General features: G+C 71.5%; 18 protein-coding genes. 8 read left to right on the top strand and 10 right to left on the bottom strand.

Annotated features, from left to right (window positions below; genetic code table 11):
- Nucleotides 1-102: 102 nt before the first annotated feature.
- From HCN51_RS04330 to HCN51_RS61075, 3 genes are all read right to left on the bottom strand, one after another.
- On the bottom strand, nt 103-792 hold the full coding sequence (locus HCN51_RS04330; RefSeq protein WP_168006961.1) for an aspartate/glutamate racemase family protein: 690 nt from the start codon (nt 790-792) through the stop codon (nt 103-105).
- Between the two features lie 217 nt (nt 793-1,009).
- On the bottom strand, nt 1,010-2,038 hold the full coding sequence (locus tag HCN51_RS04325) for a hypothetical protein (protein WP_206066540.1): 1,029 nt from the start codon (nt 2,036-2,038) through the stop codon (nt 1,010-1,012).
- On the bottom strand, nt 2,035-3,495 hold the full coding sequence (locus tag HCN51_RS61075) for an FGGY family carbohydrate kinase (RefSeq protein WP_168006959.1): 1,461 nt from the start codon (nt 3,493-3,495) through the stop codon (nt 2,035-2,037). Before HCN51_RS61075 ends, HCN51_RS04325 begins: the two co-directional genes overlap by 4 nt.
- A 157-nt stretch (nt 3,496-3,652) precedes the next feature.
- Here HCN51_RS61075 and HCN51_RS04315 point away from each other — a divergent pair, with 157 nt between their 5' ends.
- Both HCN51_RS04315 and HCN51_RS04310 read left to right on the top strand, forming a co-directional pair.
- Nucleotides 3,653-4,414 carry a DeoR/GlpR family DNA-binding transcription regulator gene (locus HCN51_RS04315; RefSeq protein WP_168006957.1) on the top strand — a complete coding sequence of 254 codons (762 nt, stop codon included), beginning with the start codon at nt 3,653-3,655 and terminating at the stop codon, nt 4,412-4,414.
- Nucleotides 4,415-4,537: 123 nt separating this feature from the next.
- Entirely contained in the window at nt 4,538-6,862 is a 2,325-nt protein-coding gene (locus HCN51_RS04310; protein ID WP_168006955.1) for a rhamnogalacturonan lyase, read from the top strand.
- Nucleotides 6,863-6,893: 31 nt separating this feature from the next.
- Here the strand turns inward: HCN51_RS04310 and HCN51_RS04305 are convergent, their stop codons facing one another.
- Entirely contained in the window at nt 6,894-7,673 is a 780-nt protein-coding gene (locus HCN51_RS04305) for an NAD(P)H-dependent oxidoreductase (protein ID WP_168006953.1), read from the bottom strand.
- A 139-nt stretch (nt 7,674-7,812) separates the two neighbouring features.
- On the opposite strand from HCN51_RS04305, the gene HCN51_RS04300 reads away from it, so the two are divergent.
- A complete protein-coding gene (locus HCN51_RS04300) occupies nt 7,813-8,733 on the top strand; it encodes a helix-turn-helix transcriptional regulator (RefSeq protein ID WP_168006951.1) in 921 nt (306 codons plus the stop codon).
- Here HCN51_RS04300 and HCN51_RS04295 read toward each other — a convergent pair whose 3' ends face one another.
- Nucleotides 8,734-9,210: a MarR family winged helix-turn-helix transcriptional regulator gene (locus HCN51_RS04295; RefSeq protein ID WP_168006949.1), complete on the bottom strand. Its 477-nt coding sequence runs from the start codon at nt 9,208-9,210 to the stop codon at nt 8,734-8,736.
- A 48-nt stretch (nt 9,211-9,258) separates the two neighbouring features.
- Between HCN51_RS04295 and HCN51_RS04290 the strand changes: the two genes are divergently transcribed.
- Together HCN51_RS04290 and HCN51_RS04285 are read left to right on the top strand one after the other, a co-directional pair.
- Nucleotides 9,259-9,909, top strand: coding sequence for an MFS transporter (locus tag HCN51_RS04290; RefSeq protein WP_168006946.1), 651 nt, complete (start codon nt 9,259-9,261; stop codon nt 9,907-9,909).
- A gap of 181 nt (nt 9,910-10,090) precedes the next feature.
- On the top strand, nt 10,091-10,678 hold the full coding sequence (locus HCN51_RS04285) for a nitroreductase family protein (RefSeq protein WP_346433531.1): 588 nt from the start codon (nt 10,091-10,093) through the stop codon (nt 10,676-10,678).
- 57 nt (nt 10,679-10,735) lie between these two features.
- Here the strand turns inward: HCN51_RS04285 and HCN51_RS04280 are convergent, their stop codons facing one another.
- The 4 genes from HCN51_RS04280 to HCN51_RS04265 all read right to left on the bottom strand — a co-directional run bounded on the left by HCN51_RS04280 (nt 10,736) and on the right by HCN51_RS04265 (nt 14,829).
- Nucleotides 10,736-11,686, bottom strand: coding sequence for a phosphotransferase (locus HCN51_RS04280; protein ID WP_168006944.1), 951 nt, complete (start codon nt 11,684-11,686; stop codon nt 10,736-10,738).
- Between the two features lie 498 nt (nt 11,687-12,184).
- A complete protein-coding gene (locus HCN51_RS04275; protein WP_080037738.1) occupies nt 12,185-12,754 on the bottom strand; it encodes a hypothetical protein in 570 nt (189 codons plus the stop codon).
- A 262-nt stretch (nt 12,755-13,016) separates the two neighbouring features.
- Nucleotides 13,017-13,775, bottom strand: a complete 759-nt coding sequence (locus HCN51_RS04270; RefSeq protein ID WP_168006942.1) for an ABC transporter permease — start codon at nt 13,773-13,775, stop codon at nt 13,017-13,019.
- Nucleotides 13,776-14,115: 340 nt separating this feature from the next.
- Complete coding sequence (locus HCN51_RS04265; RefSeq protein WP_168006940.1) at nt 14,116-14,829, bottom strand: ATP-binding cassette domain-containing protein; 714 nt, start codon at nt 14,827-14,829, stop codon at nt 14,116-14,118.
- Between the two features lie 183 nt (nt 14,830-15,012).
- Here HCN51_RS04265 and HCN51_RS58960 point away from each other — a divergent pair, with 183 nt between their 5' ends.
- Both HCN51_RS58960 and HCN51_RS04255 read left to right on the top strand, forming a co-directional pair.
- Complete coding sequence (locus HCN51_RS58960) at nt 15,013-16,233, top strand: histidine kinase (protein WP_168006938.1); 1,221 nt, start codon at nt 15,013-15,015, stop codon at nt 16,231-16,233.
- Nucleotides 16,234-16,237: 4 nt separating this feature from the next.
- On the top strand, nt 16,238-16,885 hold the full coding sequence (locus HCN51_RS04255) for a response regulator (RefSeq protein WP_168006936.1): 648 nt from the start codon (nt 16,238-16,240) through the stop codon (nt 16,883-16,885).
- Nucleotides 16,886-17,071: 186 nt separating this feature from the next.
- Here HCN51_RS04255 and HCN51_RS04250 read toward each other — a convergent pair whose 3' ends face one another.
- Nucleotides 17,072-18,121 (bottom strand): LacI family DNA-binding transcriptional regulator, encoded by a 1,050-nt coding sequence (locus HCN51_RS04250; RefSeq protein WP_346433530.1) that lies wholly within the window; start codon nt 18,119-18,121, stop codon nt 17,072-17,074.
- Between the two features lie 259 nt (nt 18,122-18,380).
- On the opposite strand from HCN51_RS04250, the gene HCN51_RS04245 reads away from it, so the two are divergent.
- On the top strand, nt 18,381-20,699 hold the full coding sequence (locus HCN51_RS04245) for a beta-xylosidase/alpha-l-arabinosidase (RefSeq protein WP_168006932.1): 2,319 nt from the start codon (nt 18,381-18,383) through the stop codon (nt 20,697-20,699).
- The last annotated feature ends 8 nt before the right edge of the window (nt 20,700-20,707 follow it).

The following is a 20,707-nucleotide window of genomic DNA, read 5'->3' as shown; positions in this document are numbered from 1 at the left end:
TGATCAGCCCCTGGATACTGAGCGGCCGGTCAGGTGCTGGCGAGCCGGGCGACGACAACGAAGGCCGGGCGGTTGATCAGGACCGGGCGAGCGGGCGGTGGATCAGACGCCGGCGAGCTGGGCGATGCCTGAGCGCGGTGACGACAACACCGGCACGCCGCCGCCCGTCTCCCCCACGATCCGCGCCATCGACGCCTGGGCCAGCACCACCACGTCCACCTTCCCCGCCAGTTCCCTGAACCCGTCGAGCACCAGCGCGTCGTGCCGGGCCCCGTCCCCGGCCCGCAACGCCTCGAACGCCCCCTCGCACAGCCGCGGGACGACCTCCCGCTCCACCCCGCTGCGCACCGCCGCCCGCTCGACCGCCCGGGTGGTGGGGCCGAGGGTGGTGGCGAGCGTGGCCAGCACACCGATCCGGGCACCGTCCCGTACGGCCTGCTCGGCCATCGGCTCGTCGATACGCAGGATCGGCAGCCCGGCGAACGGCCGCGCCCGCTCGGCCGCCTCGCCGATCGACGAGCAGGTCACCAGCAGCGTCCCCGCACCGGACTCCTCGGCGTAGCCCGCGTACGCCACCACCCGCCGCATGACGTGCGGCGGCGGACCGCCGGCGGCGATGGTGTCCTGGAGCAGGCTCTCATCCACGAAGTGCAGGATCCGGGAGTCCGGCCGCACCTCAGCGGCCAGCTCAGCGAGGGGCGCGGCGAGCGCGGGCACGGTATGCAGCATCGCAATGACCGCCCCAGCGTCACCCGCCGACCGCTCCACACTCACCTCAGAACGACGGCTCATCACACGTTCTCCTTCCGTCGCGGGCCGGCGCATCGGGACTTCTTCCACGCAAGCCGACTCTTCGAACGGCCTTCGCTCAGACCGGTCGCAGGCCGGCACATCGAACGGCCCTTCGCCACGGGTCGGCCCACCAGACAGCCTCCCGCCGCGGACCGGCGCACCGAACGACGTCCCGCCACGGGCCAGCGCACCGAACGTCCCTCCGTCACAGGCCGGCTCATCGGGCGGTCCAGGGGCGGGCGTGCTCGTCCACGATGGCCGCCAGCCGTTGCAGACGTGGGACGGAGCGGGCGCGCAGCTCGGCGGCGAGGTCGTCCGAGCCGACCACGTCGCTCCAGATGGCCCGCCCGGCCAGCATGCCCGACGCCCCGGCCCGGCACGCGGCCCGTACGGCGGCGGGGAAGTCGTCGCGCTCCACCCCCTGCGAGAGCACCACCCACGGCACGGGGATCACCTCGTCGAGCCGCGCGCACTCCTCGACCAGCCGCTCCTCCGGCGCCGCCCCGCCAAGCGGGACCTGCGCCTTGTATAGGCTCGGCCGCAGCCCGGCCAGTTCCCTGGCCGCCTCCCGGATGGCGGCGGGCCCATCGAAGCCGGCGGTGCCGGCGGGCCCATCGAAGCCGGCGGTGCCGGCGTCCGGTCGGGCGACGCCTTCGAGGACGGACAGCAGCCCCGCGTCCGCGCACCGCCGCACGAACTCGGCGGCGATCTCCAGCCGCCGCTCCCGCCGCTCGTCGTCGCGCCAGATGAGCAGCAGCTTGGCGGCCACGGCCCCGGCCTCACGAGCGGCGACCAGATCGACCCGCTCGTCGATCCCGGTGTCCTCCACCGGCCCGTCCGGCTCCTGCTGGAGGCTGTCCACCGCGACGATCAGCCCACCGGGCACCATGCCTCCGGCGGCCACCTGCCCGAACCCGTAGTCCTGATCGATGAGGAATCCGGACGCGTACGGCCCCACCTCCCTGGCCACGGTCAGCTTGAACGACGTCAGCCGCTCGTCCCCCACCCGCTCCCCGACCGCCGCCGCGAACATCTGCCTGAGACTCTCCCGCTGATCCATCGCCACCATGGCGAACCCACCGGAGGGACGAGCCAGCAGGTCGAGCGTCGGCACCGGGGTAGCCTGCCGCGTGCCGTATTGAGCGGCCTGCCCGGCACCCAGCCGGGTGGCTTGCGGCGTGCCCGGCCGGGCGGCCTGCCCCATGGCGGGCTGGGCGACCCGCCCCATGCTCTGTCGGTTGGTCATGCGTGCTCCTGTCGTTGCGACGATCGGGTGCGAAACTGGTCGTAGAGGGGCAGGTAGGCAGCCTGCAGTTCAGGGTCGGGCGGCACGTGCTCCCGGGGCAGCACGGGAACGTCGTCCAGCGACCCGCCCACCTGCCCGGCGACGAGCGCGGCCCCGGCGCACACGGCGTCATCGGCCCTGATCACCTCGACAGGCACAGGCGACACGGCCGCTTTGACCCGCATCCAGAGGGGGATCCTGACCTGGCCACCGAAGACGGCCACGCGCCCGGGAGCGGTGCCGGTCAGGGCGGTGAGCTCGTCGAGGATCCAGCGGGTGTGCAGGCACGTCCCTTCGATGGCGGCGGCCAGCAGGTCACCGACGCCATGCTCGGCGCCGATCCCGGCCCACGTCATCCGCCGTTCCCGGTCGGGCGCGGGGGCCGCCCGGCCGCGCAGGTACGGCTCGACCACGATCCCGGTCGGCAGCCGTACGCCGGCGAGCAGCCGAGGCAGCGCCGCGTACCCTCCCGGCTCCGCGACACCCTCCGCTACGACGGGAGCGAGCAGGCCGAGCAGCCAGTCCATCACCGCGCCGCTCGTCGCGAGTCCGCCCACCAGCACCGTACGCGCCCCGTCCAGCGACGGATCGGCCGTCACCCCCAGCGCCAGTCCCGCACCAGGGTCGGGCCGCTCGGCCGAGGGTGCCAGTACGGCCTCGGCCGTCCCGAGGGAGTCGGCCACGTTCCCCGGTCGTCGTACGCCCGCCGCCCACGCCCCCACCGCGTGATCATGTCCGGCGACCACCACCGGCGTGCCGGGCGGCACGCCCCGTACCCGCGCCACCACCCCGCCGACCGGCTCGACCGCCGCGTGTACGGAGGGCATCCGCTCGCGGCTCAGCCCGGCGAGGGCGAGCAGTTCCGCGTCGTAGTCCGCGTGCTCGACGGAGTAGCCCAGGGTGCGGGCCGCGAGCGTGGCGTGGGTGCACAACTGCCCGGTCAGTGCGTACGCCACCGCGTCCGGCACGCTCGCCCACCACCGCATCGCCCGCAGCACCTCGGGCGCGTGGCGTCGCAGCCACAACCACTTGGCCAGCGGAGCCTTGGCGTCGGGCCACCGTCCGGTCCGGGCGTACAGCATCTTGGGGTCCAGGCCCAGCTCGGCGAGCTCGGCCGCGCCCCGGGGGTCGTTCCACCACAGCAGCGGGGTGAGCGGCTGCCCGGCGGCGTCGAGCGGTACGCCGGTCTCGGCCATGCCCGCGATGCCGATCGCCTGGGGTGCCCGTCCGGCCCGTTCGGCGCATTCCTCCAGCCCCTGCGTGACTGCGGCGACGAGGGCGGGCAGGTCGCGGGGCGTGGCCTGCCGCACGGCGGCCACGCAGCGACCCCGCTCGTCGAAGCAGCCCACCTTGACGTGAGTGGTGCCCACGTCGATCCCGGCGGTGAGCGCTTGCGGCGTCACGTCGTCACTTCCCACCGGCGGGCGCTTGCGACGTCACGTCGCCACGAGCCAGCGACCAGTGCTTGCGGCGTCATGACGCGGCCTCCTGACGGTCAACGGTTACGACGTCATGTTGTCACTATAAGTCCAGAAGTTGGCGGAAAAGCGCCAACCTTTGCGCCATAATGCTCATATGAGCAGCGAAGGCACACTCCGCTACACCTCGGCCCCGCACCGCCGCGAGGCGATCCTGCGCCGCGTGGAGCTGGACGGCTACGTCTCCGCCGCCGACCTGGTGACCGATCTGGGCGTCTCGTCCAACACGGTCCGCCGCGACCTGCGCAGACTGGCCGAGGACGGCCTGATCAGGGCCGTACGTGGCGGCGCGACGGCGGCGGACGCGACCGCTCCGCCGTTCACGGACCGCTCCACCCAGGCCGCGGACGCCAAGCGCGCGATCGCAATGGCGGCCGTCGCACACGTGGAACCGGGTACGGCCGTGGCGCTCGATTCGGGCACCACGACGTTGGAGATCGCCAAGCTGCTCCCCGCCGACGCCGGCCTCACGGTGATCACTCATTCGCTGCCCGCCATCGCCGTGCTGGCGCCGCGTCCGGACATCACGCTCATCGGCATCGGCGGTCAGTACGGCCGCGACACCCGCTCCTTCGGCGGCCCCGAGACGCTGGCGGCGCTGGAGCACCTGAGTGTGCGGACGTTGTTCCTGGCCGCGACGGCGCTCGACGGTTCGGGCGTGTACGGGGCGACGCCGTACGAGGCGGAGACGAAGCGGCGCCTCATCGCCATCGCCCGCAGGACGATCGTGGTGGGCGACGCCCGGAAGTTCGCCCTGAGCGCCCCCATCCGGGTGTGCGGCTGGGACGCGGCGGAGCGCCTGGTGACCGACGGCGTCCCGGCAGACTTCACCACCGTCCCGGTACAGCTCACCCGGTAAAAGCCTTTTCCCATTACCCGTTCAATGGGCCATTCCGAAACTTCAGGCCTTGACATACCTGACAAACACCCAATACCCTCCGACCTAAAATTATATCGATTTAATCAAGCGGAGCTCCTCACGATGAGTCCCCCCAGCAGCATCCGCCGCACGCTGGCCTCAGGGCTGGCGGCCCTGCTCTGCCTGCCGCTCACCTCCCTCCCCGCCTCCGCCACCCCCTCCATCACCGCCGCGGGCGCCCACGGCGGTGGCGTACAACTGGAGCATCTGGACCGCGGCCTGGTGGCGGCTTCCACCAGCGAAGGCGTCTTCCTGAGCTGGCGCCTGCTCGGCGACGAGGTGACCGGCCACAGCACCGCGGGCATGACGGGCGCGAACTTCCGCGTCTACCGCGACGGCCGCCCGATCGCCACGGTGACCGACAGCACCAACTACCGCGACCCCGCCGGCACGGCCACCTCCGAGTACCGGGTCGCCCCGATCGTCAAGGGCCGCGATGGCCGCCGCAGCGCTCCGGCCACGCCTTGGCTTAAAACGTTTTACGATCTCCCGCTGAAGAAGCCGGCCGACGGCGTCACCCCCATGGGCGAGACCTACACGTACGCGGCCAACGACCTCAGCGTGGGCGACGTGGACGGCGACGGCCAGTACGAGTACGTGGTCAAGTGGGACCCGTCCAACTCCAAGGACGTCTCGCAGCGCGGCTACACCGGCAACACCTACCTGGACACGTACGAGCTGGACGGCACCCTGCGCTGGCGCCTCGACCTGGGCGTGAACATCCGCTCGGGCGCCCACTACACGCAGTTCCTCGTCTACGACTTCGACGGCGACGGCCGCTCGGAGATGATGCTCAAGACCGCCCCCGGCACGAAGGTCATCCGGTATGGGGCGGACGGCCGGGTGCTGTCGGAGCGGTACGTCACGATGCCGCGCGAGGACCTGAAGGCCGGATACGCGAATACCGACGATTATCGGAAGAGCGCGGCAGACTATTTCGACCACGTTGTTGCGTTGTTCGCGCAATGGCACGAGCACCCGGAGGTCGTCGCCGGTCGCTGGCCGGCCACGCTCGAAGAGGCGTTCGGCATCGAGCGGAAATACACCTATCCGCTCTCGCAGGCCGACGCCACCGAGCTGGCGAACTACTTCGTCGACGTCTACGCGCCGAGCCGCAGCGGTAACAACCGGTTGCGGGAGTTCAACGGGTTCGTGCTGAGCGGTCCCGAGTACCTGTCGGTGTTCGAGGGCGCGAGCGGCAGGGAGCTGCAGACCGTCCACTACAAGCCGGGCCGCGGCGACGACGGCCTGCTGTGGGGCGACTACGCGATGGCGAGGATCGAGCCGGGCAACCGGGTCGACCGGTTCCTGTCGTCCGTGGCCTACCTCGACGGCAGGCGCCCGTCGGCGATCTTCGCGCGCGGCTACTACACCCGCACCACGCTGGTCGCCTACGACTGGAACGGCAAGCGGCTCAAGGAGCGCTGGTACGTCGACAGCGGCCACGCGCCGATGCCCAACCCGTTCAACTCGGGCCCGCACGGCGTGGACGGGAGCAATCCCGCCTACGCCACGCTCACCACGCAGGGCTTCCACTCGATGAGCGTCGCCGACGTGGACGGCGACGGCCGGCAGGAGATCGTGTACGGCGCCGCCACCATCGACGACGACGGCCGTCTCCTCTACTCGTCCTTTGCGCAGGCCCCTCCGGAAAGCGCATTCCCAGGCCAGAACCTCCGCCTCGGCCACGGCGACGCCCTCCACGTCGGCGACTTCGACCCCGACCGTCCCGGCCTGGAGATCTGGACGGTGCACGAAGGCGGCCGCTCCGCCCCGTACGGCTGGGCGCTGCGCGACGCGGCCACCGGCCAGGTCATCCACGGCGGCTACAGCGGCGTGGACACCGGCCGCGGCATGGTCGGCGACATCGACCCGGCCGTCCGCGGGCTGGAGTCGTGGTCGTCGATGCCGCCGGACCAGACCGTACAGGCGGGCCTGTGGTCGGCGCGCGGCGAGTACCTCGGCCGCAACGCGCCCGGCACGAACATGAGCATCCGCTGGGCCGCCGACATGACCACCCAGCTCGTCAACGGCACCGCCACCACCGTCCTGCAGACGCCGACCATCGACGACTACAGGCGCGGCACGCTGCTGACCGCCGAGGGCACCCTGACCAACAACTGGACCAAGGGCAACCCGGGCCTGGTGGCCGACGTGCTCGGCGACTGGCGGGAGGAGCTGCTGGTGCGCACCGCCGACAGCTCGGCGATCCGCGTGTACGTCAGCACGGAGCTGACGAACAGGAAGCTGTACACGCTCATGCACGACCCGCAGTACCGCGTCGAGGTGGCCCGCCAGCAGACCGGCTACAACCAGCCCGCCTACCCGAGCTTCTCCTTCGGCTCGGACATCGACTGGTCGAAGGTGCCGCTGCCCCGCCTGAAGTGATCCTGGGGGAAGGCTCCGGCCTTCCCCCAGGCTAGGCGCGCACGTGCAGCCGGAAGCCGGAGCGGCCGGCGGGCTCCAGCCCCTCCTTCAGGTTCAGGGACGGGATCTCGTAGTCGCCGAAGTTCTGCCGCCGGAACGGGATCGGCTCGGCCGTCTCCAAGGTCAGCAGCCGCTGCTCCCACGCCTTGGCGATGTCCGGCCAGTCGTCGCCGGTGGTCCGGTCCGTGCCGTACAGGACGAACGGCGGCAGCACCTCGATCCCCGGGTAGTACAGGATCCCGTGCTGGATCGGGAACAGCAGGTCGTCGATGGGGCCGTTGATGCCGCGCTCGGCGTAGTGCGACTCGGGGCCGCCGACGGTCACCGACAGCAGCGCCCGCCTGCCCGCGAGGGTGCCCTCGCCGAAGCGCTCGCCGTACTTGACGGCGCTGTGCTCGCCGACGCCGTACGCGAAGCGGTAGGTGAAGACCCGGTCGACCCAGCCCTTGAGGATCGCCGGCATCGTGTACCACCACAGCGGGAACTGGAAGACGATCGTGTCGGCCCACAGCAGTTTCTCCTGCTCGGCGCGGACGTCCGGGGTGAGGGTGCCGGTCTCGAACGCCCGGCCCGAGTCCTTGGGGACCCTCAGCGGGCTCGACGCGGACGGGCCGTAGTCGGCGGCGTCCACGGTCGCCTTCCAGCGCATCGCGTACAGGTCACTGACCCGCACCTCGTGCCCCGCCTTCGTCAGCGTGGACACCGCCAGGTCCTTGAGCGAGCCGTTGAGCGACTTCGGCTCCGGGTGGGCATAGACGATCAGTGTCTTCATGGTGAACTCCTTCATCCGGTCGGCTTCGATCCTGCACGCCCGCACGGCCGCCGTTCAGGGACGCCACTTCCGTCGGAACGGACTTCCTGGTAATGGCAGGACCACCCTCACATCCCAGGTCAGCGCGCATACTGGACACATGGACGATCTCGCCGGCTTCCTGCGCACCCGCCGTTCCCGGGTCGACCCCGCCGACGCGGGCATCCCGGCCGACAGCCGCCGCCGCGTGCAGGGCCTGCGCCGCGAGGAGGTCGCGCACCTGTCCGGGGTGAGCGTCGACTATTACGTACGTCTGGAGCAGGGCCGCGCCACGCAACCGTCGGAGCAGGTGCTCGACGCGCTCGCGCGGGTCCTCAGGCTCGACGACACCGAACGCGAGCACCTCTACCGGCTGGCCCGGCAGCGGCGCAGGAAGGTGAAGTCGCCCACCGGGCGGCTGCGCCCCGAGCTGGCCCGCGTCCTCGACCTGATCGTGGACGCGCCCGCGATGATCGTCGATCACCGCCTCGACGTCGCCACCGGCAACCGCCTGGCCGAGCTGCTGTACGGCCGCCCCATGCGGGGCCTGAACACGGCCCGGCACATCTTCCTGGAGGAGGGCGGGCGCGGCCTTTACGCCGACTGGGAGCAGTGCACCCGTGACGTGGTCGGGCACCTGCGGCTGGCGGCCGGCAAGTATCCCGACGATCCGCGGCTGGCCGCGTTGATCGGCGAGCTGGCGATGGGCAGCGAGCGGTTCCGCCGCCTGTGGGCGCGGGCCGACGTGCGGGCGCGGACGCACGGGCGCAAGGCGTACCGGCATCCTCTGGTCGGGGAGCTGGAGCTGCACCAGGAGAACTTCGCGCTGCCGGACGAGTCGGGCCTGGAGCTGCTGGTGCTCTCAGCCGCCCCCGGCAGCCCCTCCGCCGACGGCCTGCGACTCCTGGCCGGCCTCGACGCCGGCGGCGACGCACATGCAGTGCGGGGCGTCAGTGGTGCCGGCGGCGACAGGCACGCGGGGCAGGGTGCCAGTGGTGCCGGCGGCGACGCCCGCGTGGAGCGGGCTGCCGCCCGGCGCTGATCAGCCGGCGGCCGGGATGCCCAGCACTTTGCCGAGGAGCGTGCCGAGCTGGGCACGCTCCTCGGCGGTGAGGGCGTGGAAGGTGTCGGCGAGAAAGGCCGGGATCGACGCCTGCGCCCGGGCCAGCCGCTGCCGGCCCGCATCGGTGATGGTGACGGCGTAGGAGCGGCGGTCGCGGGGGTTGCGCTCCCTGCGGACGAAACCCTCCCGTTCGAGATCGTCGCACACGCTGACCATGACGCTGCGGTCGATGCGCAGCTCCTCGCTGAGCACCTGCTGGGAGCAGGGGCCGACGGCGTCGAGCATCTGGAGCACGAGGTGCTGCCCGACGCCGAGCCCTTCCGCGCCGGCGTGCGCGTCCGCGGCGCGGGCCACGGCGGACGAAGCCCGGCACAGCGCGATGTCCAGCCGCTCGGCCGCGAGACGCGGGAAGTACGTGGGTCGTGCGCGGTCGGCGATCTTGGTCGCGGGTGCCATCGGTCTCCTCTTTCAACCAAACTGTTTGTCCTCAGATGGAGAGTGGTTGTGCTCCGAACCGATGGCCACAAGCGAACGGCCCTGGTGCTGCTGTGCGCAGCGGTGTTCCTCGACTCGATGGACCTGTCGCTGATGGGCGTGGCCCTGCCCGCCATCGGCCGGGACCTGGCGCTGCCGGAGAGCACCCTGCAGTGGCTGATGTCCGGCTACGCCGTCGCCTACGGCGGGTTCCTGCTGCTCGGCGGCCGGATCGCCGACCTGTTCGGCCGGCGCCGCACCTTCCTGCTGTCCCTGGCCGTCTTCGCGGCGGCCGGTCTGGCCGGCGGGCTGCTGTCGGAGGGATGGCCGCTGGTCGCCATCCGCGCGATCAAGGGAATCGCCGCCGCGCTCACCGCGCCCGCCGCGCTGTCGCTCATCACCACCACGTTCGCCGAGGGGCCGCAACGCAATCAGGCGCTGGGCGTCTACTCGCTGGCCGGCGCCACCGGCTACACCGCCGGGCTCATCGCCTCGGGCCTGCTGACCGAGATCAGCTGGCGGCTCGTGTTCTTCCTGCCGGTCCCGGTCGCCCTGCTGGTCCTCGTCCTGGCGCCGCTCGTCCTGCCGTCCGGCGCGCGTCCGGCCGGCGCGCGCGAAGGCTTCGACGCCGCCGGCGCCGTCTCGGTCACCGGCGGGGTGCTGCTGCTGATGTTCGCCTGACGGAGCGGAACTGGCCGGCCGGCGCCGCGGCCGTGCTGCTGCTCGGCGCGTTCGTGGCCATCGAACGCCGGCGTCCCGCTCCGCTCGTCCCCCTGGAGATCTTCCGATCCGGTACGGTCGCCGCCGCAACCTCGCGGCCCTCGCCTGGGCGTGCGCCACGATCGGCTGGCAGTTCGTCGCCGTGCTCCACCTCCAGGGCCGGCTCGGCTACGGCCCGCTGGGGACGGGGCTCGGGATCGTCCCGATGGGCGCGGCCATCGTCATCACCGCCAACCTCGCCGGCCGGCTGATCGCCCGCTGGGGCCCCGGCCGCGTCGCCGCCGCCGGCCTGCTCGTCCTCCCCCTGGCCGCCGGCCAGACGCTCACCGAACGCGACCTGTGGCGCATGAACTACCACGCCGCCTCCACCGGCCGCGTCTTCGACGGCCTGCGTTACCTGGCCGCCAACATCCACCGGGTGCCCGCCTTCGTCATCCCCGGCATAGAGGGCCGCACCGACCACGCCCCCGTCACCGAACAGGCGGGCACCTGGGGATCGATCCTGCCCGCGGTCTGGAGCTTCATGCTGGCCGCCCGGGCCCGCGGCCTGGGCACGGTGTGGACCAGCGCCCAGGCTCCGCTCGAATGTGAACTGTCCGAGATCCTCGGGGTGCCGTACGAGGAGGTCATGCTGGCGGCGTTCATCCCCCTGGCCTTCACCCTCGGCACCGACTTCAAGCCCGCCCCCCGCATCCCCCGCGAGGAGGTGCTGCACTGGCAACGGTGGTGAACGACTGAGCGCCGGCAGCCGGAACACCGAGATCGCAGGTACCGGAAGAGCAAGCCTTCACCGGCTCAGGCCACCCGCGAAGGGCATCGCCCGCCACTGCTCGATGGCCGGCTTCACGTACTCCAGCAGCACAGGCAGCTGCGGCACGAACGAGAGGACGGCGACGACCCGCAGCATGCCCACGGCGTTCACAAAGGCCATGACCTCCTGATTCAGCGGCCTCAGGCCGTGACGCCGCGCCCCGCGATCGTAAGCGGCCTCACAGGCGGGCCCGAGCGCGGCAAGATCCCACTCGACGGGCCCCAACGTGACCAGCTCGAAGTCCGAGTACAGGTTCCCGTCAACCCCGTGGAAGATGTTCGCAGGCGGCGAGTCACCATGCACAGGCTGAAGCTCGACCCCAGGGAACCTGTCCTCGAACGCCGCCCGCGACCGCACAAGAGGCTCCAGAACCTCCCACTCCCGCCGCGCCCGTTCCAGATCAGCGGCATCGACGAGATCAGGCCGCCCGTCGAGCAGAGCAAGACTCTCACTGACGAAGGACGGCTCAGCCGCCGACAAAAACCCCAACTCACCCGGATACCCGCGCATAGCAGCATGCAGGGCAGCCACACTCTCCGCGTTCGCCTCGTAGTCAGGCTCCCTGCTCCGATCCTCCTCGACGAACTGCCAGAACGTCATCGAGAACCCATCCCGCCGCACCGGCTCCAACGGCACCAGCGGGCTGGGAGGAATCACAGGAGTCCCTCGCCCCGCCAACCACCGCACCACATCCAGCTCCACCCGCTGCCGCCGCGCCAACCCATCAAGATCGACCCCATGCGCCAAAACCGTCGGCACCCGCACCACGACCGGCGCCGGCGCCAGATGCACCACAACGGAGAACAGGTCATGCAACACCGTCGCCTCGGCCACCTCAAGCCCCAACTCACGCCCAGCTCCTACGGCCGCGTCCAGGGCAGCGGAGGTACGGCGGGCAAGCTGCTGAGATCCCAGAAATCCACTCATCCCCCGATCGTTTCACGCCCCACAGCCCTCCAAGACCGCCCAAGCCCACGACCAGTCCCATGGACCACGCCAACCCTGCAAGGCGCCCAGCGCGTAGGCGTCCAGGCCCGCGGATACTCAGCCCAGGACGACCAGCCTCACGGAAGACCGCACCCAGCCCAGCCGACGCCCAGCATGCGAACAACCCGCCACAAGACGACCAGCCCCCGGAACGGATCGTGCCCCGTCCCGCCGACGCCCAGTGCGTGAACAGCCGACCCCCAGTATGGGACCAGCCGCACGGACGGACACCCGAAGGACGGCACACCGCACGGACGAACACCCCAGAAACGGCCCACCGCGCAGACGAACACCCCCAAAAACGGCCGCACGGACGAACAGCCCAAGCACAGCCCGCCGCACCGACAGACAGCCCAAGCACAGCCCACCGCACGGACGGACAGCCCCGCAGACGCGAAAAGGGCGCCCCCCGTACAGGGAGCGCCCTCTTGGCGGAGATCAGTGGCCGGCGTTCTTGACCGACACCTGCTTGGTCATGCCGCTGTCGTCCTTCTCGGCCCAAGCACCGGTGGAGAAAGCCACCGGGTAGCTCTTCTTGCCGACGCCGCCGCCCCACTTGGTCACGACGTACTCGATCTTGATGTGGCCCTCACCGGCGACACCGTCCACCCCGAGCGTGTCGGGGTTGAACTTGCCGCCGGTCAGCTCGGCGAAGGTCTTGGCGTCGAGGTCGAGCATGACACCACGGTTGGAGGGGTCGCCGGGCCCGCGGTCGCCCACGAAGAACGGCAGCTTCTTGCCCTTGTAGATGACGTAGCCCTCGGTCATGAGAGGCCAGCTGGGGCTGGCCACCAGGCCCTTCTGCATGGGCTTGCCGGCAGCGGGCAGGCCGGTGTCGCCGGCGCGGCCCGAGGAGTCGTCCCAGAAGTAGGACGCGGTGGTCGAGCCCTTCAGCAGGCCCTGCTGGTCGGTGCTGCCGGAGTCGGCGTGCGCCGCGGTCGAGCCAATCGTCAGCGCCGTAGCAGCGGACGCGGCGAACATGGCAATGGCACGCAGGCGAGCGGACATACTTGATTCAGGTCCTTTGTTAGGGGACGGGAACGTTGCGCTCGCTTGACGGACGTAGCCGGGCAGCACGCCGTACGGTCGCTACGTGGAGCGCAAGGGAGAATCCGTGGTGTGGATTCGAGACCCGGGAGGCCCGGCCTTCCATCCGGTGGTAAGGCGCAGGTCACTCGCCGGTAACACTCACTAAGTTACCCCCCAAACCGGACAAAGGCAAACGAATCCCCATAAACCGGGCAATGATCTACCTCGATAGGTAAAGCGCTCACCGCACCTCTTTCCGCAGCACGCCCAGAACCCCTACGCCCGCAGGGATGACGACCCACACCAGCACCGCCGACGCCAGCCGCGCCAGGTTCCCGCCACCCACGCTTCCCTCCATCAGGGCGTTGGTGGCGGTGTTCAGATCGAGCCATTCGGCCAGGAGCTCCCCCGTCGGACCAAGCCCCGTCACGAAACCCCACACCATGGGAGTGACCAGGTAGATCGCTATTGCCGCGGGCGCGTTCAGCAGTAACAGCCCCATCGCCAGCCCTTGCGCGGTCGAGAGCACGGTCGTCGCGATCCACCCCAGCAGCGGCCCCGGCTCCAAGCCCCAGGCCGCCTCCCCACCCCGTACGGCGGCGGAGACAGCCGTCATCGGCACCGCCACCAGCAACGCCAGCAGGCACGCCACCACGGCAGCACCCAGCACAGGGACGCATTTCGCGGCCATCACCCGCCCCCGCCGCGGCTCCAGCGTGAACGTGGTGAGCGCGGTGCGATGACTCCACTCGCCGGTGACAGTGAGGATGCCGAGCACGGGCAGCAACACCCCGAACGCGATCCCCGCCGTGTTGGCCAACGTGGTTAGGCTCACCGGCCCCGCGAACAGCGCCCGGCCGACCACCAGCGCGACCGCCACGGCCGCCAGGACACCTGTGATGATCACGCTCGTGCGGGTGTCGAACAGCTTCCGAGTCTCGACCCGCAGCAGGGCGCCGAAGGGGATGCGGTGCGCGGTCGCGCGCGCGTCGGTCGTCATGACGGCCTCCTTGAGGTGATCTGAACGTTGCACACGCCGTTGCTTCTCATGCCGGCCTCCTCTGGGTGGTGTGAAGGTCGCGCATGTCCGTGCTTCTCATGCCGACTCCTTGGGGTCGGTGTGACAGTTGCGCATGTCTGTGCGATGCGTGCCGACCACCCCGGGACGACGTGAACGTCCGATACGTCAGCCCTACTCACGCCGACCGCCCCGAGCCGGTGCGAAAAATGCGTGGCCAGTGCTACTCGTGCCAGCCTCCGCCGAACGCGGCGAATCTTGCGCACGCCAGTACCACTCATGCAGCCCTCAGGCGCGTCAGCTTCAGGCCGCGGGTGCATGTTCATGCCGGGCTCCGGTCCGTCTGAGCGGTGAGCTCCAGGAAGGTCTGTTCGAGGCTGCGGCCCCGGCCGAGCTCGGCGAGGGTGCCCTGGGCGAGGACCCGGCCGGCGCCGATCATCACGATCTGGTCGGCCACCTGCTCCACCTCGTGCAGCAGGTGCGAGCTGAGCAGCACCGCGCACCCCGACCGGGCCAGGCCGCGCAGGAGCTCGCGCATCCACTGGATGCCCTGCGGGTCGAGGCCGTTGGCGGGCTCGTCGAGGATGAGCACCTTCGGATGCCCCAGGAGGGCGTGGCCGATGCCGAGCCGCTGCCGCATGCCCAGCGAGTAGCCGCCGACGGCCCGCCGGCCTTCCTTGCCGGTCAGCCCGACCAGCTCCAGCACCTCGTCCACCCGCGACCTGGGCAGCCCCAGCATCATGGCGCCCAGGGTCAGCACCTCCCGCCCGCTGCGGCCGGGATGCTGGCCGCCGGCGTCGAGCAGGGCACCCACATCGAGGCCGGGTCGCTTCAGGTCCGTGTACGGTCGCCCGAGGACGGTCGCGGAGCCCGAGGTGGGACGGCACAGGCCGGTCAGGATGCGCATGGCTGTCGACTTTCCTGCGCCGTTGGGCCCGAGGAACCCGGTGATGGTGCCGGGTGGGACCGTGAAGGAGACGTCGTCCAGTGCCTTCGCCCCGTTGTACGTCTTGGTGACGCGGTGGAATTCGATCACGGGCCGAGTTCATCGGAAACGCCGTCCGGGCTCATCAAGCCTGGGTCGAGAGTTCGCGTTCTGAGGGCTGGATCCGGCGCCGCTGAGGGTCGACCAGGGTCTGTACGGACGTAGCCCGGAGTCGGCCCGATTATGGACCTGGGGGGCTAAAGCCCAGGCCAAGCCAGCTCTACGCTGGACACCGTGCACGACCTCCGCGACAAGCCCCGCTCCCCCGCCGAAGCATCCGGGCCGTCCTCGGCGGACGCGCCGGCGGTGCGCCATCCCTCCCCCGAGTCGCCCGACCGGTTCGGCACCGTCCTGCTCTATTTGTTCGCCTCGACCCCGCTCCTGATCGCCGTCCTCACGACGGTCACCCTCTCCGCGCGCACCGGAGAGGATATGGGGCACGACCTGCCCAGGAGGCTGCTCGACATGGCGGCCGGCGTGGGTGGTCTGGTCCTGCTGCGCTGGCGGCGGCGGTGGCCGTGGCAGGTGGCGTTGGTCACGGCGGCGCCGACGGCCGTCTTCTGGTGTCTCAACGGGCCGGCGATCGTCGCGTTCGCCTCGCTGGCCTCGCACCACCGCTGGCGGAAGGTGGTGCCGGTCGCGGTGGTGTTCTGGCTGGCCATGGTGACCTCCAGCCTGTGGGTGGGGGGTCCGTGGCTGTTGACGGCCCTGTACGCCGTCGTCGGCGGCGTCATCCTGACGGCGCTGGCCGTCTTCGGCCTCTACCTGCGCGGGCGCAGGGAGCTGGCCGACGCGCAGCGGGCGGCGGAGGAGGCGGCGCAGGCGCAGCGGGTCGAGCAGGCGAAGCTGGAGGAGCGGCTCAAGATCGCCCAGGAGATGCACGACGTGCTGGCGCACCGCATCTCGCTGCTGTCGATGCTGGCAGGTGGCCTGGCCTACCGGAAGGACCTCACCGGCGAGGAGGCGCGCGAGGCGGCGCTGGCCATCCAGGAGAACGCGCACCAGTCGCTGAACGAGCTGCGCGCCGTGCTCGGCACGCTGCGGCGCGAGGGCGGGGCCCCGCAGGCGCCGCAGCCGACGCTGGACCACCTGGGCGCCCTGTTCGAGGAGGTGCGGGCCGCCGGCCAGCGGGTCGAGGTGGACGACTCGGTGGATCGCAGGGAGTTACTGCCGGCGCAGACGGGGCGGCACGCGTACCGGATCGTGCAGGAGGCGCTCACGAACGCGCGCAAGCACGCGCCGGGCAGCCCCGTGCGGGCCGAGCTCGGCGGGCGGCCGGGGGCGGGGCTGCGGATCCGGGTGAGCAACCCCGCGCCCACCCCCGTTCCGGGGCCTGGCGGGCGGCTGGGGCTGATCGGGTTGGCCGAGCGCATCCGGATGGCGGGCGGCACGATCACCCACGACGTACGCGACGGGAGCTTCGTCCTGGTGGCGTCGCTGCCGTGGGAGGCTTGACCCCGTGATCAGAGTGGTGATCGTCGACGACGACCCGATGGTGCGCACGGGGCTGCGCCTCATCCTGGGCGGCGAGCCCGACCTGGAGCTGGCGGGCGAGGCCGGCGACGGCAAGCAGGCCATGGCGGTGATCCGCGAGCTGCGCCCCGACGTCGTGCTCATGGACATCCGGATGCCCGAGCAGGACGGCCTGGCCACCACGGAGCTGCTGCTCCGCCGTCCTGACGCGCCCCGGATCCTGGTGCTGACCACGTTCGACGCCGACGACATGGTGCTGCGCGCCCTGCAGCTCGGCGCGCACGGCTTCCTGCTGAAGGACACGCCGCCGCCGAGGATGATCGAGGCGGTGCGGGCGGTGGCGCGCGGCGAGCCGGTGCTGTCGCCGTCCGTCGCCCAGCAGGTGATCGCGGCGGCCACCGGCCGTTACGAGCCGCGCCGGCCGGAAGCGGCGCGCGAGCTGGCCGGGCTGACCGAACGCGAGCGCGAGGTCGCGATCGAGGTGGCCAGGGGCAGCACGAACGCCGAGATCGCGCAGGATCTGTCGGTGAGCGTGGCCACGGTGAAGGCCAACATCACGCGCATCTTCGCCAAGCTGGGCACCGACAACCGGGTCCACGTGGCCATGAAGGTACGCGACGCGGGCCTGCTCTGAAGCCGCCCGCGACCACGCTCCGCACGGCCCCGAAGGTGCGTGACGCGGCCTCGGGGGCCGCCCTCCACGAAATAACGTGGTGCGCGACGCGGGTTCTCGACGGGATGTCTCGCGGGCATGCCAGTGCGCGACGCGAGCCTCCGGCGGGAGGGAGGAAGGCGGTGCCCTTCGCGTGACACAGGCAGGTCAGCGGGCCGAGCGGCCGACGGCCTGCCGGCGGGCCGGTTTCTGGCCGTGGGGGGCGGTGCTGCGGCGGATGATGAGGGTGGTGGCCAGCTCGATCCGGGTGCCGGCGGGCCCGCGCGGATGGGTGAGCTCTTCGTACACGAGCCGCACCGCCTCATTGGCCATGTCGTCGAGCGGCTGGCGGACGGTGGTGAGCGGTGGGGAGAGGGTTTCGCAGAGGAGGGAGTCGTCGAAGCCGACGACGGACAGGTCGTCGGGGACGCGCAGGCCGCGTTCGGTGGCGGCCTGGTAGACGCCGGCGGCCTGGAGGTCGTTGCCGGCGAAGACGGCGGTGGGCGGGTGGTCGCGGTCGAGCAGTTCGGCGCCGTAGGAGCGGCCGCTGCCGACGAGGAAGTCGCCGTAGCGGGTCAGCTCGGGGTCGGGGTCGATGCCGAACGTGCGGTGCGCCGCCAGGTAGCCCTCGTAGCGGTCGAGGGTGCACTGGGTGTCGAGGGGGCCGCCGATGAAGGCGATCCGGGTGTGGCCGAGCTCGAGCAGGTGGGTGGTGGCCATGACGCCGCCGAGCCAGTTGGTGGCGCCGACGGTGGACAGGCGGGGGTCGCGCTGGCCGACGGGGTCGAGCAGGACGAGCGGCACGTGCAGCAGCTCTTCGAGGGCGGCGATCTCGCGCTGGTCGGCGCGGGAGAGGACGAGGACGATGCCGTCGGTGTTGCGCTTGCGCACCATGCCGATCCAGCGCCGCAGGTCGAAGTCGGGGCGGGCGGAGGAGGTGACGACGAGGGAGAAGCCCCAGCGGGCGGCGGCCTTCTCGGCGCCGGCGATCAGCACCTGCGCCCAGGGGGAGCCGAGCCCGTCGATGAGCAGGTCGACGACGCCGACGCGGGGCGTGGTGGCGGGGCGGGGGGCTTCGTAGCCGGAGGTCCTGACCGCTTCGAGGACTTTGTCGCGGGTGGCGGCGGAGACGTGTTTCTTGCCGCTCAGTACCTTGGACACCGTCGGCACCGATACTCCGGCGGCCGCCGCGACGTCGGCCAGCGTGGCTCGAGGCACAGGACCTCCCATGTGCGGCGGTGCCACCCTCCGGCGGCACCGGCGTTTTTAGGAAAATTTTCGGAAAACCGCCCGAAACTATGCGACCCTCTCACCAGGCAAAATCGGCGAGCGCCCGCGATGTGAAACGTGTTGTTGACAGGGTTACGAGCAGGACCCTACCGTAACTGATCGGCAATTGTCACCGTAATCTTTCGGAAAGCGTAACAGAAACTTTCCGAGCCTCAGAACCATTGAACGAGCCAGTGAACGAGGGTGTATGCCTGCACGTGTTGAGCAGCCGGAACGCGACGAACGCCGGTCGCGGCGGGTCGAGGAGCTGCTGGCGGAGATGTCGCTCGACGAGAAGCTCGCGCAGCTCGTCGGCGTGTGGCTGAACGTCAATCGCGAGGAGGGCGTGGTCGCGCCGCTGCAGGACTCGATGCAGGGCGAGGACGTCGAGTTCGAGTCGTTCGCCAAGGACGGCGTCGGCCAGATCACCCGGCACTTCGGCACGCGTCCCGTCGATCCGGAGTGGGCGCGCACATCGCTGGCCGCGCGGCAGCGCTGGCTGCGGGAGAACACCCGGCTGGGCATCCCCGCGCTCGCGCACGAGGAGTGCCTGACGGGCCTGGCGGCGTGGCGGGCCACGACGTACCCGGTGCCGCCGGCGTGGGGCGCGTCGTTCGACCCGGCGCTGGTGGAGGAGATGGGCCGCCGGATCGGCGAGAGCATGCGCTCGCTCGGCGTGCACCAGGGCCTGGCCCCGGTGCTGGACGTGATCCGCGACCAGCGGTGGGGGCGCGTCGAGGAGTGCATCTCGGAGGACCCGTACGAGGTCGCCACGATCGGCGCCGCGTACGTGCGCGGCGTGCAGTCCACGGGCGTGATCGCCACGCTGAAGCACTTCGTCGGCTACTCCAACTCCCGCGCCGGCCGCAACCTCGCCCCCGTCCACGCGGGCGCCCGCGAGGTGGCCGACACGCTGCTGTTCCCGTTCGAGGTCGCGGTGCGCGACGCGGGCGCCGGCTCGGTCATGAACTCCTACGCCGAGATCGACGGCGTCCCGATCGCCGCCGACGAGCACTACCTCACCGGGGTCCTGCGCGAGCAGTGGGGTTTCGAGGGCACCGTCGTCGCCGACTACTTCGCCGTCGCCTTCCTGCACACCCTGCACGCCGTCGCGCGGGACGCCGGTGACGCCGCCGTCCAGGCGCTGACCGCGGGCATCGACGTCGAGCTGCCCACCGGCGTGGCCTACCTGGAGCCGCTGAAGGAGGCGGTCGCCGCGGGCCGGATCGACGAGGCGCTGATCGACCGGGCGCTGCGCCGCGTCCTGCGGCAGAAGGCCGAGCTCGGGCTGCTCGACGACGACTACGACCCCGAGCCGCCCGCGCCGGAGGGCGGCGTGGACCTCGACGACCCCGCCTCCCGCGACCTGGCGCGGCGGCTGGCCGAGGAGTCGGTCATCCTGCTCGCCAACGACGGCGTGCTGCCCCTCCAGGCGGACGGCAGGAAGATCGCGGTCGTCGGGCCGAACGCCGACGAGGTGGCCGCGCTGTTCGGCTGCTACTCCTTCGTCCAGCACGTGCTGCCGCACTTCGCCGGCGTCGAGCCCGGTATCGCCGCGCCCACGCTGCTGGAGGCGCTGCGCGCGGAGCTGCCCGGCGCGCACATCACCGCCGCGAAGGGCACCGGCGTGGACGACGGCGACCGCGCCGGCATCCCCGCCGCCGCCCGGCTGGCCGCCGAGTCCGACGTCGCGATCGTGGTGCTGGGCGACCGGTCGGGGCTGTTCGGCCGGGGCACCTCCGGCGAGGGCTGCGACGCGGAAAGCCTCGACCTGCCGGGCGCGCAGCGGGAGCTGGCCGAGGCGGTGCTGGCCACCGGCACGCCGACCGTGGTGGTGCTGATGACCGGCCGCGCGTACGCCGTACCGGAGATCATCGAGGGCGCCGCCGCGGTCGTGCAGGCGTACTTCCCCGGGGAGGAGGGCGCCGGCGCGATCGCCCGCGTGCTCAGCGGCGCGGTCAACCCGTCGGGCCGGCTGCCGATGAGCATGCCGCGCGCCACCGCCGGCCAGCCGTACAGCTACCTGCACCCGAAGCTCGGCGCGGCCGGCTCGGTCAGCAACATCGACCCCGCGCCCGTGCTGGCCTTCGGGCACGGCCTGAGCTACACCCGCTTCGAGTACGCCGGCCTCACCGTCACCGACGAGGTCGAGGCGGGGCAGCCGATCCGCTGCTCCGTGGTGGTGCGCAACGCCGGCGACCGGGCCGGCGCGGAGGTCGTGCAGGTGTACGCCTCCGACCGGATCGCCTCCGTCACCCGCCCGCTCGCCCAGCTCGTCGGCTACGCGCGCGTGGAGCTGGCGCCGGGGCAGAGCGCGCGGGTCGTGTTCGACGTGCCGGCCCGGCTGCTGTCGTTCACCGGCAGGGACGGGCGGCGCGTCGTCGAGCCGGGCGAGGTCGGCGTGTCCGTGCGCCGCTCGGCCGCGGACGTGGTGGACGAGCGGACGGTCGTGCTGACCGGCCAGGTGTACGCGTTCACCGGCTCCGAGCGCCGCCTGACGGACGTCTCGATCGAAGCGCACGACTGACGGGGAGC

The sequence above is a fragment of the Nonomuraea composti genome, from assembly GCF_012034275.1.
GTDB classification, from domain to species: Bacteria; Actinomycetota; Actinomycetes; order Streptosporangiales; family Streptosporangiaceae; genus Nonomuraea; species Nonomuraea composti.
This window is presented reverse-complemented; position numbering and strand designations above follow the sequence as displayed.